15 protein-coding genes and 1 riboswitch are annotated in these 13868 nt (G+C 58.1%); of the genes, 6 read left to right on the top strand and 9 right to left on the bottom strand.

Features of this window, described 5'->3' with window-relative positions; genetic code table 11:
- Nucleotides 1-92: 92 nt before the first annotated feature.
- The 8 genes from MX657_RS01125 to rsd all read right to left on the bottom strand — a co-directional run bounded on the left by MX657_RS01125 (nt 93) and on the right by rsd (nt 8070).
- Nucleotides 93-1634: a sensor domain-containing diguanylate cyclase gene (locus MX657_RS01125; RefSeq protein WP_346807030.1), complete on the bottom strand. Its 1542-nt coding sequence runs from the start codon at nt 1632-1634 to the stop codon at nt 93-95.
- 337 nt (nt 1635-1971) lie between these two features.
- On the bottom strand, nt 1972-3099 hold the full coding sequence (thiH, locus tag MX657_RS01130; RefSeq protein ID WP_119917238.1) for a 2-iminoacetate synthase ThiH: 1128 nt from the start codon (nt 3097-3099) through the stop codon (nt 1972-1974).
- Nucleotides 3099-3866 (bottom strand): thiazole synthase, encoded by a 768-nt coding sequence (gene thiG / locus MX657_RS01135; protein ID WP_346807031.1) that lies wholly within the window; start codon nt 3864-3866, stop codon nt 3099-3101. Before thiG ends, thiH begins: the two co-directional genes overlap by 1 nt.
- Nucleotide 3867: 1 nt before the next feature.
- On the bottom strand, nt 3868-4068 hold the full coding sequence (gene thiS, locus MX657_RS01140) for a sulfur carrier protein ThiS (protein WP_119917240.1): 201 nt from the start codon (nt 4066-4068) through the stop codon (nt 3868-3870).
- Nucleotides 4052-4807, bottom strand: coding sequence for a HesA/MoeB/ThiF family protein (locus MX657_RS01145; protein ID WP_346807032.1), 756 nt, complete (start codon nt 4805-4807; stop codon nt 4052-4054). The genes thiS and MX657_RS01145 overlap by 17 nt, the downstream gene beginning before the upstream one ends.
- Nucleotides 4800-5435 (bottom strand): thiamine phosphate synthase, encoded by a 636-nt coding sequence (gene thiE / locus MX657_RS01150; protein WP_217479235.1) that lies wholly within the window; start codon nt 5433-5435, stop codon nt 4800-4802. The genes MX657_RS01145 and thiE overlap by 8 nt, the downstream gene beginning before the upstream one ends.
- Entirely contained in the window at nt 5435-7330 is a 1896-nt protein-coding gene (thiC, locus tag MX657_RS01155) for a phosphomethylpyrimidine synthase ThiC (protein WP_346807034.1), read from the bottom strand. The genes thiE and thiC overlap by 1 nt, the downstream gene beginning before the upstream one ends.
- 78 nt (nt 7331-7408) lie before the next feature.
- Nucleotides 7409-7518, bottom strand: a riboswitch (TPP riboswitch).
- A gap of 54 nt (nt 7519-7572) precedes the next feature.
- Nucleotides 7573-8070: a sigma D regulator gene (gene rsd, locus MX657_RS01160; protein ID WP_119917244.1), complete on the bottom strand. Its 498-nt coding sequence runs from the start codon at nt 8068-8070 to the stop codon at nt 7573-7575.
- A gap of 95 nt (nt 8071-8165) precedes the next feature.
- On the opposite strand from rsd, the gene nudC reads away from it, so the two are divergent.
- From nudC to MX657_RS01190, 6 genes are all read left to right on the top strand, one after another.
- Nucleotides 8166-8939 (top strand): NAD(+) diphosphatase, encoded by a 774-nt coding sequence (nudC, locus tag MX657_RS01165; protein ID WP_080330441.1) that lies wholly within the window; start codon nt 8166-8168, stop codon nt 8937-8939.
- Between the two features lie 38 nt (nt 8940-8977).
- Entirely contained in the window at nt 8978-10042 is a 1065-nt protein-coding gene (gene hemE, locus MX657_RS01170) for a uroporphyrinogen decarboxylase (RefSeq protein WP_061096556.1), read from the top strand.
- Between the two features lie 9 nt (nt 10043-10051).
- Entirely contained in the window at nt 10052-10723 is a 672-nt protein-coding gene (gene nfi / locus MX657_RS01175; protein ID WP_080330442.1) for a deoxyribonuclease V, read from the top strand.
- Between the two features lie 41 nt (nt 10724-10764).
- Nucleotides 10765-11355: a YjaG family protein gene (locus MX657_RS01180; protein WP_119917246.1), complete on the top strand. Its 591-nt coding sequence runs from the start codon at nt 10765-10767 to the stop codon at nt 11353-11355.
- A 186-nt stretch (nt 11356-11541) separates the two neighbouring features.
- A complete protein-coding gene (gene hupA / locus MX657_RS01185) occupies nt 11542-11814 on the top strand; it encodes a nucleoid-associated protein HU-alpha (protein ID WP_002445246.1) in 273 nt (90 codons plus the stop codon).
- Nucleotides 11815-11825: 11 nt separating this feature from the next.
- On the top strand, nt 11826-12518 hold the full coding sequence (locus MX657_RS01190) for a DUF1481 domain-containing protein (protein WP_080330444.1): 693 nt from the start codon (nt 11826-11828) through the stop codon (nt 12516-12518).
- Nucleotides 12519-12569: 51 nt separating this feature from the next.
- Here MX657_RS01190 and purD read toward each other — a convergent pair whose 3' ends face one another.
- A complete protein-coding gene (gene purD / locus MX657_RS01195; protein WP_346807036.1) occupies nt 12570-13862 on the bottom strand; it encodes a phosphoribosylamine--glycine ligase in 1293 nt (430 codons plus the stop codon).
- Nucleotides 13863-13868: the final 6 nt, after the last annotated feature.

Raw genomic sequence — 13868 nt, forward strand, 5'->3', positions numbered from 1 at the left:
AACAACCGCTTTACCGCGATTGTGTGTCAGGCATCACAAAGAAAGCGGCATTTTTCTGAAACCGGTTACAATTCTTCGAGTAAGAGAGAAAGTCAGCCGATGGCAGTGCGAACAATACGGTTTTTTCCCTGCTTTTTAGCACCGTAGAGCGCGTTATCAACACTACCTACAAATTGTTCCAGCGGTTCGGAGTGCCATTCACCCAGACCCGCACTGAACGTGACGTGCAGATTTTCTTCCCGCCAGACGCGTCTTTCAACGGCGGTGCGCCATGCGTCGAGCAATGAAAATGCGGTAGCGATCTGCTCGGCCTGGAAAATCACCGCGAACTCTTCGCCACCGTAGCGATAGACCGAGACGTGGTGGGGCTGCATTATCTGGATCCCTTCGCGCGCCACGTTGCGCAGAACAATATCACCGGTCAGGTGACCCAGCGTGTCGTTAATCGACTTGAAGTTATCAATATCAACCAACGCCATTGCGAAGGGCTGGTGGGCGCTTAATAATTCCTCCACATCGCTATCGAACGCGCGACGGTTTTTGCAGCCGGTTAGCGCATCGTGAGTGGCCTGGCGAACATAGGCCATTTCACGCTCTTTATTGGACTGGATGGTGTGGCTCAGCATCGCTTCCAGACGCGGTGCCTGGCTGACATCGCCCGTTTTGATCGCGTTGATAATGGTCATCAATACGGTACGCGAGGCATGACGCAGGTAAAGGCCGAAGAGGATGATAACGATGGCCGCCAGGGCAAACCCCCAGCCAACGATCGTCGTTTCGTGGCGGGTGATGTCGGCGAGCGTTGCGCCAGAGACCCGGTAGATAACAAACCAGTCCGGATTGGTAAAAGAGTAGTAGTAATACCAGGCGTTGCTTTTCCGATCATAAAGGTGGCCTTCGCCGTTGGTCATTTTGTCCATCAGCGCTTCGCTCACGTACTGTTTGAATAGCGCGCCCGTATCCGGATGTAGCACCACGGCGCCGTCACGTTCGACGACAAAGAACTCGCCCTGAACAGGCGCTACCATCTGACGCAGGGTGTAGCCCATCGACGTCAGGTCGAGATGAAAAGCGAGTGTGCCTTTCAGACGGCCTTCGGGTGAAATCAATGGCTTAAAGAGTGTAACCGTCGGATGGCCGGTGAAGTAGTCCATGTAGGGGCGGGTATAGTGGCTGAAGATACTGGCTTCTGCCTGAGCGACAAACCACGGACGCGTCCGGGGATCGAACGTTTTACTCTCTTTTGTGGGAAAGACTTCCGGCGCGCGCAGGTAATGTCCCTGGGTGTCTGCCAGCGAAATGGATGACACGGTCGGCATCAGGTTCTGCAAATGCATCATCATCTGCAGCCCTTGCGTTGGGTTGACGTTGAGCGTCTCGTTTAGCCTGTCATCGCGTGCAAAGTACATCGCGGAGCGGCCCAGGATATAGTCGTTTTCACGCAGGATAGATTCGGTGTAGTTCACCGCCAGGTTATGCGTGAAATTACTATTAATCTTATGATAGTCCTCGAGAAAATCCTTTCTCTGCGAAAGCATCACCACCACTGCGATCAACGCAAAGCTGCACAGGATCCCCGCGAAGCTGAGCATAATGGGCCGGGTGAAAGAGAGCCTTTTGCTGTGAAGTGCCATGAGTTGTACATCGATCCTGATGGTGAATATTTTTCGTCTGCCGATATCCTCTCAGCATAGTCGCTGTCCTGCGGTTAGCGGTGAATTATACGGAACACGATTTCAGGCGAGATGATTTATCTTAAGAATCACTAAGAAATACCTTATTCATACTTTTGTGCCCCTCTTATGCATGGAATCGGAGGCAGGGCGAAACGAGGAAGAAGCTTTTCGCCCTGGTCAGCGTCCGTTGCTGACCTGATGACAATAAAAAACCGGACGATCGCTGACAATCATCCGGTTTTGCCTTTCCGTAACGCCTCGATAATTTTTTACCGTGTTGCAGTGCGTTACATCGTCATTGCGAGGCTCTTCCCAGCCAGCTGTCCCAGTCTTTCCAGACAGGCTGCAGACCCTGTGCCGTCAGGGCGGCGGCAACGGCTTCCGGACGTCGTCCGTCATGCGGTGCAAACTGCTCCAGCTCCGGATGGTCGTCTGCATACCCGCCCGGCTGCGTTTTGGAAAACGCGCTGACGTTGTTAATCGCCAGCGGGATGACGCGATCGCGAAACGCCGGGGACTCACGTGTTGAAAGCGATAATTCCACTTCAGGGGCGAGCAGGCGAAACGCGCAGATGGTCTGTACCAGCTGGCGTTCATCCATCAATGAAGCGGGTTCAATGCCTCCTGCGCAGGGGCGTAGCCGGGGGAAAGAAATGGAGTAGCGGCTCTGCCAGTAGTGTTGCTGCAACCACAGCAGATGTTCCGCCACCATGTAGCAATCTACCCGCCAGCTATCGGAAAGCCCGATTAGCGCACCCAGACCGATTTTGTCGATCCCGGCGCGACCCAGCCTGTCCGGCGTTTCCAGCCGGAAGAAGAAGTCCTGTTTCTTTCCCTTCAGGTGATGCCGGGCGTACGTCGCCTCGTGGTAGGTTTCCTGATAGACCATGACGCCATCCAGCCCGAGCGTTTTTAACTCTGCATACTCGTCCTGTGACAGGGGCTGAACCTCCATCTGCAACGACGCAAACTCCCGACGTATCGCGGGCAGATGCTGGCGGAAATAGTCCATCCCCACTTTGCCCTGATGCTCGCCCGTCACCAGCAGAAGATGCTCGAACCCCATTTCACGAATGGCCGCACACTCGCGCGCAATTTCACCTTCATCGAGCGTTTTGCGCTTGATGCGGTTGCTCATGGAGAAACCACAGTAGGTACAGTCGTTGGCGCACAGATTTGAAAGATAGAGCGGCACGTAGAAGCTTACCGTGTTGCCAAAACGCTGGCGGGTGAGGCGCTGCGCACGTTGAGCCATCGGCTCAAGGTAAGCGCTGGCCGCCGGAGAGAGCAGGGCCATTAAATCCTCACGGCTCAGATGGCGGGCGTTCAGCGCGCGCTCGACGTCAGCTGCCGTTTTGCTGTTGATGCGCAGGGCAATATCGTCCCAGTTAAGCTCGCGCCAGCGATCCGTAAAGCTGGTCATCAGAGCGCCTCCAGAAAACCGGTCAGCGGGCTGGTGGCCTGTGCCTGAAAACTGCGCGAGCCGGGGCCGGACTCTCTGGCCAGCACGCCAGCCTCCACCGCGAGACGAAACGCGCGCGCCATCATTACCGGGTCGTCGGCAACCGCAATAGCGGTATTCACCAGCACCGCGTCGGCGCCCATTTCCAGCGCCTGTGCGGCATGGCTGGGTACGCCAATGCCCGCATCCACCACCACCGGCACGGTAGCCTGCTCGATGATGATCTCCAGCATCGCGCGGGTTTCCAGCCCCTGATTAGAGCCAATGGGTGCCCCTAACGGCATAACGGCGGCACAGCCGACCTCTTCCAGACGCTTACACAGCACGGGATCGGCGCCGCAGTAAGGCAGAACGGTAAACCCCTGCTGCACCAGTTTTTCTGCGGCTTTCAGGGTTTCGATCGGGTCGGGCAGCAGCCAGCGGGCGTCCGGGTGAATTTCCAGCTTCAGCCAGCGGGTGCCGAGTGCTTCCCGCGCCAGCTGTGCGGCGAAAATCGCCTCTTCGGCCGTTTTCGCGCCCGAGGTATTGGGCAACAGCGTAACGCCTGCCTCCAGTAACGGGGCAAGAATGGCATCGTTGTGCTGGCGAAGGTCCACACGCTTCATCGCCAGCGTCACCAGCTGGCTACCGCTTTCACGGATGGCTTCCACCATCAGTTGCGGCGAGGAAAATTTGCCTGTTCCGGTAAACAGATGAGAATCAAAGACTTTATCAGCAATACGTAACATCTCAGCCCCCTGCGATAACCTGAAACAGCAGGATCTGGTCGCCTTCATTGACCTGCTGACGTTCCCACTGCTCGCGCGGCAGGATCTGTTGATTGAGCGCCAGCGCCGTTCCCGGCTTGAGCTGACGTAATTTATCGAGCAGTACGGCAACGGTGAGGCCGTCGTCGCAGCTTATTGGCTCATCATTAAACAGAATGCGCATCACGGCCTCCGCATACCGGGCAGTGGCTGGCGCGGTGTAGCGCCAGATGGCGCCAGCCGCTGGAACGGGCATCGAACAGCCGCAGCGTGTTGCGCTCCGTTTCCATGCCGCTGAGCAGCTTGATGGCCTCCAGCGCCTGCAGCGTGCCCATCACGCCCACCACCGGACCAAGCACACCCGCCGTGCGGCAGTTGCGCTCTGGCTCGGCATCGTCCGGCCACAGGCAGCGATAGCACCCCTGCGCCCACGGCGGCGTCAGGACCATCATCTGTCCGCCGAAACCGACCGCGCTGGCGGTAATAAGCGGCGTATTCTCTGCCACGCAGGCCGCGTTGATCGCCTGACGCGTCGCCATATTGTCGGTACAGTCCAGTACCGCGTCGGCAAGGGCGACTTCACGGCGCAGGCTTTCACCGCTGAGCCGCGCCTGCAGAGCAATCAGTTCGATATCCGGGTTAAGCTGGCTCAGCCGCTGCCGGGTAATCTGCGCTTTTGGCTGGTTAATATCCTCTGTCGTAAAGAGAATTTGCCGCTGCAGGTTGCTGAGGTGCACCTCGTCGTCGTCAGCCAGTACCAGCGTGCCCACGCCCGCACCGGCCAGATAGAGCGCGGCAGGCGCGCCTAACCCGCCCAGACCGACAATCAACACCCGGCTGGCGAGCAGCGTTTGCTGCCCGTCAATGGCGATATCCTCCAGCAGGATCTGACGGCTGTAGCGCATAAAGTCGCGATCATTCATCGCCTGCTCCTGCCAGCTGTAAAAGCTGTTCGGTGGCGGAACGCCAGTCCGCCGCCTGGGTGATGGCGCTTACGACGGCGATACTGCCGACGCCGGTCTCCAGCACCGCCGGGGCGCGTTCAACGCTGATCCCGCCGATAGCGACAGTGGGGTAATCGGCAAGGCGTTCGACGTGGCTCGCCAACTGTTTCAGCCCCTGCGGCGCGGACGGCATCTGCTTGGTTTGCGTCGGGAAGACGTGACCCAGCGCGATGTAAGAAGGGCGGGCCGCCAGCGCCACGTCGATCTCCATATCGTCGTGTGTTGACACGCCAAGGCGTAGCCCAGCTTCGCGGATGGCGTTCAAATCGGTTGTCTCCAGGTCCTCCTGACCCAGATGTACGCCGTACGCCCGGTGCTTAATGGCCAGCCGCCAGTAATCGTTGATAAACAGGCGGGCGTTGTAGCGACGCCCCAGCGCGATGGCAGCAACCACATCGGCTTCTACCTCTTCATCGCGTTTATCCTTGATGCGCAGCTGGAGGGTGCGCACGCCAGCCTCCAGAAGGCGTGCGATCCACTCCACGCTGTCCACCACCGGATAGAGCCCCAAGCGGAAGGGGACGGGAGGAAAATCAGGCTGGTACATTACGCCTCCTCTTTTTTGAGGTAGATCTCGCCGCCTCTGGCGCGGAAGGTTTCTGACATATCCGCCATGCCGACTTCAATGGTCTGCGCGGCGGCGTAGTCGCGCACTTCCTGGCTGATTTTCATCGAGCAGAACTTCGGCCCGCACATGGAGCAGAAGTGCGCCACCTTGCCCGATTCCTGCGGCAGGGTTTCGTCGTGATAGGCGCGGGCGGTGAACGGATCTAGCGCCAGGTTGAACTGGTCTTCCCAGCGGAATTCAAAGCGCGCCTTGGACATGGCGTTGTCGCGGATTTGCGCGCCCGGATGGCCTTTCGCCAGATCCGCCGCGTGGGCAGCAATTTTGTAGGTAATCAGCCCCTGCTTCACGTCCTCTTTGTTCGGCAGGCCGAGGTGCTCTTTCGGCGTGACGTAGCAGAGCATGGCGCAGCCGAACCAGCCGATCATCGCCGCGCCAATCCCGGAGGTGAAGTGGTCGTAGCCCGGCGCAATATCGGTGGTCAACGGTCCCAGGGTGTAGAACGGCGCTTCGTGGCAGTGCTCCAGCTCCTCGGTCATGTTGCGGCGGATCATCTGCATCGGCACGTGTCCCGGGCCTTCAATCATTACCTGCACGTCATACTCCCAGGCGATTTTGGTCAGCTCGCCCAGGGTATGCAGCTCGGCAAACTGCGCTTCGTCATTCGCGTCGCGAATAGAGCCCGGACGCAGGCCGTCGCCCAGCGACAGAGAGACATCGTACGCGGCACAGATTTCGCAGATCTCGCGGAAGTGCTCGTAGAGGAAGTTTTCCTGATGATGGGACAGGCACCACTTCGCCATGATGGAGCCGCCGCGCGAGACGATGCCGGTCAGACGTTTCGCCGTCATCGGCACGTAGCGCAACAGCACGCCCGCGTGAATGGTGAAGTAGTCCACGCCCTGCTCGGCCTGCTCCAGCAGCGTGTCGCGGAACGCCTCCCAGGTGAGGTTTTCGGCGATGCCGTTGACCTTCTCCAGCGCCTGATAAATCGGGACGGTACCGATCGGCACCGGGCTGTTACGCAGGATCCACTCGCGGGTTTCATGGATGTAGCGGCCAGTGGAGAGGTCCATCACCGTGTCCGCACCCCAGCGCGTGGACCAGACCAGCTTTTCCACCTCTTCTTCGATGGAGGAGGTCACTGCCGAGTTACCGATGTTCGCGTTGACCTTCACCAGGAAGTTGCGGCCAATAATCATCGGCTCGGATTCCGGGTGGTTGATGTTGGCGGGGATAATGGCGCGCCCGGCGGCCACTTCGTCACGCACAAACTCCGGCGTGATGTTCTCCGGCAGGCGAGCGCCGAAGCCTTCACCCGGATGCTGGTAGCGCAGCACTTCGCTGCGGATACGCTCGCGGCCCATGTTTTCACGAATGGCGATGAACTCCATCTCCGGCGTAACGATGCCCTGGCGCGCGTAGTGCAGCTGGGTTACGCATTTGCCTGCTATGGCGCGTTTTGGCGTCAGCAGGCCGGTAAAGCGCAGCTCGTCCAGACCGTCGTCGGCCAGGCGCTCTTTGGTGTACGCCGAGCTGCGCACGCTCAGCTCTTCGCAGTCGTTACGCGCGTCAATCCAGGGCTGGCGCAGCTTTGCCAGACCCTGCTGCACGTTGATGGCAACATCAGGGTCGCCGTACGGACCGGAGGTGTCGTATACCGGTACGGCTTCGTTGTCTTCGTACTGCGGGTTATCTTTGCTGCCGCCGATAAGCGTCGGGCTGAGCTGGATTTCACGCATTGGGACGCGGATATTGGCCTGCGAGCCGGAAATGTAGATGCGTTTCGAGTTCGGGAAAGCGGTGCCTTCCAGGGTGTCGATGAAGCGTTGGGCGTGTTCGCGCTGTTCGCGGCGGGTCAGTTTAGTAGTAGACATAGCTCATTCCAAAAGTGAAGGACATGGCTTGTCAGACGACGGATGAAGCAAGAGAAGATCGCCCGGGGGCGATACAACAGCAGTGTGACTCTTGTTCCCTTCGCAGGTATTAGCCTGATCAGGTTCCGCGGATCCCGAATTAACGGTCTCAGCCCGTGCTTTCACACTGGGCACTCCGACAAGAAAAATCCCCCTCGTGAGAGGGGCGAATGGTTGTAAATTACTCGTTAACGATTAAGAACTCAAGCAGGGCGCACGACGTTCTCTTCGTTAATGATGTTCAAATCATGGTCCAGTGCGAGGGCAATCAGCTTATCTTCCAGCGTGAATCGTTCTTCCAGCGCTTCACCGAGGTCGGATAGCGCCTGCTGGAACTCAAGATAATTATCGTGATCGATGGCATTCTCGAGCGTGGAATCGTAGTAATCCATGATCTGCTGAGTGTTGGCTTCCAGCAGCGGACAAAGTTTGCTGGCCGCTAAACAGGGGGTTGTGCCTTCCATTTCGCGGATAATGCGTTCATAAATGTTGAAATGGCCGTCGGAAAGGTAGTCGACCAGGCTCTGACAAAAATCATCCAGCGCTTTTTCATTCAGCCGCATAAAGGATTCTTTGCCAGGCTTAAGACCGACCAGATTGTAATACGCCACGAGGAGATGCTTGCGTACATGTAGCCAGCGATCCACCAGTGTGTTACTTCCTCCAACGCGCTCCGTCAGGCTTTCTAGCTGGTTTAACATGGTCGACTCCGCAAAGTTTAGAATGGGATCTACTTACCCAAAATGTAACCACAATGCTAACAACATGTCAGTGAAGCGAAGGTAGTGCAATAGATATGGATCGTATTATTGAAAAATCAGATCTGGGTTGGTGGATCGTCAGCCACGAACAAAAGTTGTGGCTGCCCGGTGGAGAAATCCCCTACGGTGCGGCAGAAATCTTCGATCTTGTCGGTCAGCCCGCTCTGCGAATCGGCGAGTGGCAGGGCGATCCGGTGTGGTTGATCCGGCAATCCCGGCGTCAGGATATGGGATCCGTTCGCCAGGTGCTGGATCTGGACGCGGGGCTGTTCCAGCTGGCGGGGCGGGGCGTGCAGCTGGCGGAGTTTTATCGCTCGCACAAATACTGCGGTTACTGCGGACACACCATGCACCCGAGCAAAACCGAGTGGGCTCTGCTCTGCGGCCACTGCCGTGAACGCTACTATCCGCAGATTGCGCCGTGCATCATCGTCGCCATCCGCCGGGACGATTCCATCCTGCTGGCGCAGCATACCCGCCATCGCAACGGCATTCATACCGTGCTGGCCGGTTTCGTCGAAGTGGGCGAAACGCTGGAGCAGGCGGTGGCGCGCGAGGTGATGGAAGAGAGCGGAATCAAGGTGAAAAACCTGCGCTACGTGACGTCGCAGCCGTGGCCGTTCCCGATGTCGTTGATGACCGCGTTTATGGCGGAATACGACAGCGGCGAGATCGTTATCGACCAGAAAGAGCTGCTGGAGGCGAACTGGTATCGTTATGACGATTTGCCTCTTTTACCCCCACCGGGTACGGTGGCGCGTCGGCTGATAGAAGATACCGTGGCGATGTGTCGGGCCGAGTATGAGTAGTGTTACACTGAGGCCATGACGCTTAAGGAACTGCAAAAATGACCGAACTGAAGAACGATCGTTATCTGCGTGCGCTGCTGCGCCAGCCCGTTGATGTCACCCCGGTGTGGATGATGCGCCAGGCGGGACGCTATCTGCCAGAGTACAAAGCCACGCGCGCGCAGGCGGGTGATTTTATGTCGCTGTGCAAAAACGCCGAGCTGGCCTGTGAAGTGACGCTCCAGCCGCTGCGCCGCTACCCGCTGGATGCCGCCATTCTCTTTTCGGACATTCTGACCATCCCGGATGCCATGGGCCTTGGGCTCTATTTCGAAACTGGCGAAGGTCCGCGCTTCACCTCCCCAATCAAAAGTAAAGCCGACGTGGATAAGCTGCCGATCCCCGACCCGGAAGGCGAGCTGGGCTATGTGATGAACGCTGTGCGCACTATTCGCCGTGAGCTGAAAGGTGAAGTGCCGCTGATTGGCTTCTCCGGCAGCCCGTGGACGCTGGCGACCTATATGGTTGAAGGGGGCAGTAGCAAAGCCTTCACCATGATTAAAAAGATGATGTACGCCGAGCCGCTGGCCCTGCATGCGCTGCTCGACAAGCTGGCGAAGAGCGTTACCCTCTATCTGAACGCGCAGATTAAAGCCGGTGCGCAATCGGTGATGATTTTCGACACCTGGGGCGGCGTGCTGACCGGGCGTGATTATCAGCAGTTCTCCCTGTACTACATGCACAAAATCGTTGACGGCCTGCTGCGTGAAAACGAAGGTCGCCGCGTGCCGGTGACGCTGTTTACCAAAGGCGGCGGTCAGTGGCTGGAAGCGATGGCGGCGACCGGCTGCGACGCGCTGGGCCTCGACTGGACGACCGATATTGCCGATGCGCGCCGTCGCGTGGGCGACAAAGTGGCGCTGCAGGGCAACATGGATCCGTCCATGCTCTATGCGCCGCCAGCACGTATTGAAGAAGAAGTGTCGACTATACTGTCTGGTTTCGGCCAGGGTGAAGGGCACGTCTTTAACCTCGGCCATGGCATTCATCAGGATGTGCCGCCAGAACACGCTGGCGTATTTGTGGAGGCGGTGCATCGGCTTTCTGCCCAGTATCACAAGTAAGGAGTGGTTATGGATCTCGCGTCGCTACGCGCTCAGCAAATCGAACTGGCTTCATCGGTGATCCGCGAGGATCGTCTGGATAAGGATCCTCCGCAGTACATTGGCGGAGCGGACGTTGGGTTCGAGCAGGGCGGCGAAGTGACGCGAGCGGCGATGGTGGTGCTGAAATACCCTTCGCTGGAGCTGGTGGAGTACAAGGTAGCGCGTATCGCGACCACCATGCCGTACATCCCCGGCTTTCTCTCCTTCCGCGAATATCCCGCGCTGCTGGCCGCGTGGGAGCAACTTTCGCAAAAACCTGACCTGCTGTTTGTTGATGGGCACGGTATTTCCCATCCGCGTCGCTTAGGCGTGGCCAGCCACTTTGGGCTGCTGGTGGACGTGCCGACCATTGGTGTCGCCAAGAAACGCCTGTGTGGGGCGTTTGAACCTCTTTCTGCCGAGCCGGGTGCACTGGCGCCGCTTATCCATAAAGGCGAGCAGCTGGCGTGGGTCTGGCGCAGCAAGGCACGCTGTAATCCATTGTTTATCGCGACCGGGCACCGTGTGAGCATGGACAGCGCGCTGGCGTGGGTGCAGCGTTGCATGAAGGGCTACCGTTTACCGGAGCCGACGCGCTGGGCTGATGCCGTTGCCTCCTCGCGACCGGCTTTTGTTCGTTGGCAGGAAATTCAGCCGTGATTCAGGTAAACTGCGGCTAATTTCCGATTCGAGACATCATCATGTTACAAAACCCGATTCATCTGCGCCTTGAGAAGCTGGAAAGCTGGCAGCACGTGACGTTTATGGCTTGCCTGTGCGAGCGCATGTACCCCAACTATGCCGCGTTCTGCAAGCAAACGGAGTTTGGCGAAGGCCAGATTTATCGTCGTATCCTGGATTTAATCTGGGAAACGCTGACGGTGAAAGACGCGAAGGTAAACTTCGACTCTCAGCTCGAAAAGCTGGAAGAGGCGATCCCGGCAGCGGATGATTTCGACCTGTACGGCGTCTACCCGGCCATTGATGCCTGCGTGGCGCTGAGCGAGCTGATCCACTCCCGTCTGAGCGGGGAAACGCTGGAGCACGCCATTGAAGTCAGTAAGGCATCCATTACGACCGTCGCGATGCTTGAAATGACCCAGGCAGGCCGCGAAATGACCGACGAAGAGCTGCGTGCTAACCCGGCCGTTGAACAGGAATGGGATATTCAGTGGGAGATTTTCCGCCTGCTGGCAGAATGTGAAGAACGCGATATAGAGCTGATCAAAGGGCTGCGCGCGGACCTGCGTGAGGCTGGTGAGAGCAATATTGGTATAATTTTTAACCAATGAGACAACAAAACGTGATTTAACGCCTGTTTTGTCGCACCTCGACTCTTCCCTTCTGCCCCCCGTCTGGTCTACATTTGGGGGGCGAAAAAAAGTGGCTATCGGTGCGTGTATGCAGGAGAGTGCTTTTTTGGCATTTTCGTCGCACTCGATGCTTAGCAAGCGATAAACACATTGAAAGGATAACTTATGAACAAGACTCAACTGATTGATGTAATTGCGGACAAGGCTGATCTGTCTAAAGTGCAGGCTAAAGCTGCTCTGGAATCTACCCTGGCTGCTATTACTGAGTCTCTGAAAGAAGGCGATGCTGTACAACTGGTTGGTTTCGGTACCTTCAAAGTGAACCACCGCGCTGAGCGTACTGGCCGCAACCCGCAGACCGGTAAAGAAATCAAAATCGCCGCAGCTAACGTGCCGGCATTTGTTTCTGGTAAAGCACTGAAAGACGCAGTTAAGTAAGACGCGTGGCAGTGAACAGTTTTAACGAAGGGGCGGCAACGCCCCTTTTGTCATTCTGGCGCGGAACGCTCGCGCTGGCGGGCATGCTGCTGTTATCCGCCTGTAGCCACGACACCTCCCTGCCGCCGTTTACCGCCAGCGGCTACGCTGACAACCAGGGTGCGGTCAGGATCTGGCGAAAAGATTCTGGCGGTGAAGTGCATCTGCTTTCTGCCTTCAGCCCGTGGCATAACGGCAATACGTCGACTGCGGAGTATCGCTGGCAGGGAGATGACCTGTCGCTGATCGAACTGAACATCTACAGCAAGACCCCCGAACACGTGAAAGTGCGTTTTGACGACCACGGCGAGCTGAGCTTTATGCAGCGCGAAGTCAGTGGTCAAAAACAGCAGCTTTCCAGCGATCAAATCGCCCTCTACCGTTATCGTGCCGAACAAATCCGTCAGACAAGCGACGCGCTGCGTCTGGGACGCGTTGTGCTGCGCCAGGGGCGCTGGCATGCCGATGGGACGGTGACCACCTGCGAAGGGCAGACGGTCAAGCCTGAGCTCGAATCCTGGGCAACAGAACACATTCAACGCCGTCAGCGTCATTCATCAATGGAAGTGAGTGTGGCTTGGCTTGAAGCGCCGGAAGGCTCTCAGCTGCTGCTGGTGGCGAACGAAGACTTCTGCACCTGGCAGCCGACAGAGAAGAGTTTCTAAAGGGGCTGCGAGCGGTTCCCTCTCCCCTTAGGGGAGAGGGTGAGGAGAGAGTTACTCTCCCTGCTCCCGCGCAATCGCACGATAACCAATATCCTGACGGCTGAAGCTGCCGTTCCAGTGAATATCCGCCATCAGCGCATAGGCGCGTTTCTGCGCTTCTGCCACGGTATGACCCAGCGCGGTTGCACACAGCACGCGGCCGCCGTTGGTGAGGACGCGATCGTCGTCAGCCAGCTTCGTACCGGCATGGAACACCTTCGCGCCGTCAATCTCTTCCAGCGGCAGGCCGTGGATCTCATCCCCGGTGCTGTAGTTGCCCGGATAGCCACCCGCAGCAATCACCACGCCCAGAGACGCGCGCTCATCCCACTCGGAGGTTTTCTCGTCCAGCTTGCCTTCGCAGGCCGCCAGGCACAGATCCACCAGATCGGATTTCATGCGCAGCATGATCGGCTGCGTTTCCGGATCGCCAAATCGGCAGTTGAACTCGATGACCTTCGGGTTACCCTGCTTGTCGATCATCAGACCCGCATAGAGGAAACCGGTGTAGGTGTTGCCTTCCGCCGCCATCCCTTTCACGGTTGGCCAGATGATGCGGTCCATGGTGCGCTGGTGCACTTCATCTGTCACCACCGGGGCAGGGGAATAAGCGCCCATCCCACCGGTATTCGGGCCGGTATCGCCGTTGCCCACGCGCTTGTGGTCCTGGCTGGTGGCCATCGGCATAACGTGCTCGCCGTCGACCATCACGATAAAGCTCGCCTCTTCGCCGTCGAGGAACTCTTCGATCACGATGCGGTGGCCCGCGTCACCAAAGGCGTTACCCGCCAGCATATCCTGAACCGCGGCTTCCGCTTCTTCGAGCGTCATCGCCACGATAACGCCTTTACCGGCGGCCAGGCCGTCGGCCTTGATAACAATCGGCGCGCCTTTTTCACGTAAGTAAGCCAGAGCAGGCTCCACTTCGGTGAAGTTCTGGTATTCCGCCGTCGGGATGTTATGACGCGCGAGGAAATCTTTGGTGAAGGCTTTGGAGCCCTCCAGCTGTGCGGCGCCTTCCGTTGGACCGAAGATTTTCAGGCCCGCGGCGCGGAAGGCGTCAACCACGCCAATGACCAGCGGCGCTTCCGGGCCGACGATGGTCAGGTCGATGTTCTCGCTCTGAGCAAAACTCAGCAGGGCCGGGATGTCGGTCACGCCGATAGCCACGTTCTGTAGCGCGGGTTCCAGTGCGGTACCGGCGTTGCCCGGCGCCACGAAGACCGTTTTCACCAGCGGAGACTGCGCCGCTTTCCACGCCAGAGCGTGCTCGCGCCCGCCGTTTCCAATCACTAATACTTTCATTTTCTG

It is taken from the genome of Enterobacter chuandaensis, assembly GCF_039718975.1.
In the GTDB taxonomy this organism is placed as follows: Bacteria; Pseudomonadota; Gammaproteobacteria; order Enterobacterales; family Enterobacteriaceae; genus Enterobacter; species Enterobacter chuandaensis.

What these genes read in the sequence shown, in the direction of transcription:
- MX657_RS01125 (WP_346807030.1), bottom strand. Translation starts at nt 1,634, where the DNA reads ATGGCACTTCACAGCAAAAGGCTCTCTTTCACCCGGCCCATTATGCTC.
- thiH (WP_119917238.1), bottom strand. Translation starts at nt 3,099, where the DNA reads ATGACCAGCTTTACGGATCGCTGGCGCGAGCTTAACTGGGACGATATT.
- thiG (WP_346807031.1), bottom strand. Translation starts at nt 3,866, where the DNA reads ATGTTACGTATTGCTGATAAAGTCTTTGATTCTCATCTGTTTACCGGA.
- thiS (WP_119917240.1), bottom strand. Translation starts at nt 4,068, where the DNA reads ATGCGCATTCTGTTTAATGATGAGCCAATAAGCTGCGACGACGGCCTC.
- MX657_RS01145 (WP_346807032.1), bottom strand. Translation starts at nt 4,807, where the DNA reads ATGAATGATCGCGACTTTATGCGCTACAGCCGTCAGATCCTGCTGGAG.
- thiE (WP_217479235.1), bottom strand. Translation starts at nt 5,435, where the DNA reads ATGTACCAGCCTGATTTTCCTCCCGTCCCCTTCCGCTTGGGGCTCTAT.
- thiC (WP_346807034.1), bottom strand. Translation starts at nt 7,330, where the DNA reads ATGTCTACTACTAAACTGACCCGCCGCGAACAGCGCGAACACGCCCAA.
- rsd (WP_119917244.1), bottom strand. Translation starts at nt 8,070, where the DNA reads ATGTTAAACCAGCTAGAAAGCCTGACGGAGCGCGTTGGAGGAAGTAAC.
- nudC (WP_080330441.1), top strand. Translation starts at nt 8,166, where the DNA reads ATGGATCGTATTATTGAAAAATCAGATCTGGGTTGGTGGATCGTCAGC.
- hemE (WP_061096556.1), top strand. Translation starts at nt 8,978, where the DNA reads ATGACCGAACTGAAGAACGATCGTTATCTGCGTGCGCTGCTGCGCCAG.
- nfi (WP_080330442.1), top strand. Translation starts at nt 10,052, where the DNA reads ATGGATCTCGCGTCGCTACGCGCTCAGCAAATCGAACTGGCTTCATCG.
- MX657_RS01180 (WP_119917246.1), top strand. Translation starts at nt 10,765, where the DNA reads ATGTTACAAAACCCGATTCATCTGCGCCTTGAGAAGCTGGAAAGCTGG.
- hupA (WP_002445246.1), top strand. Translation starts at nt 11,542, where the DNA reads ATGAACAAGACTCAACTGATTGATGTAATTGCGGACAAGGCTGATCTG.
- purD (WP_346807036.1), bottom strand. Translation starts at nt 13,862, where the DNA reads ATGAAAGTATTAGTGATTGGAAACGGCGGGCGCGAGCACGCTCTGGCG.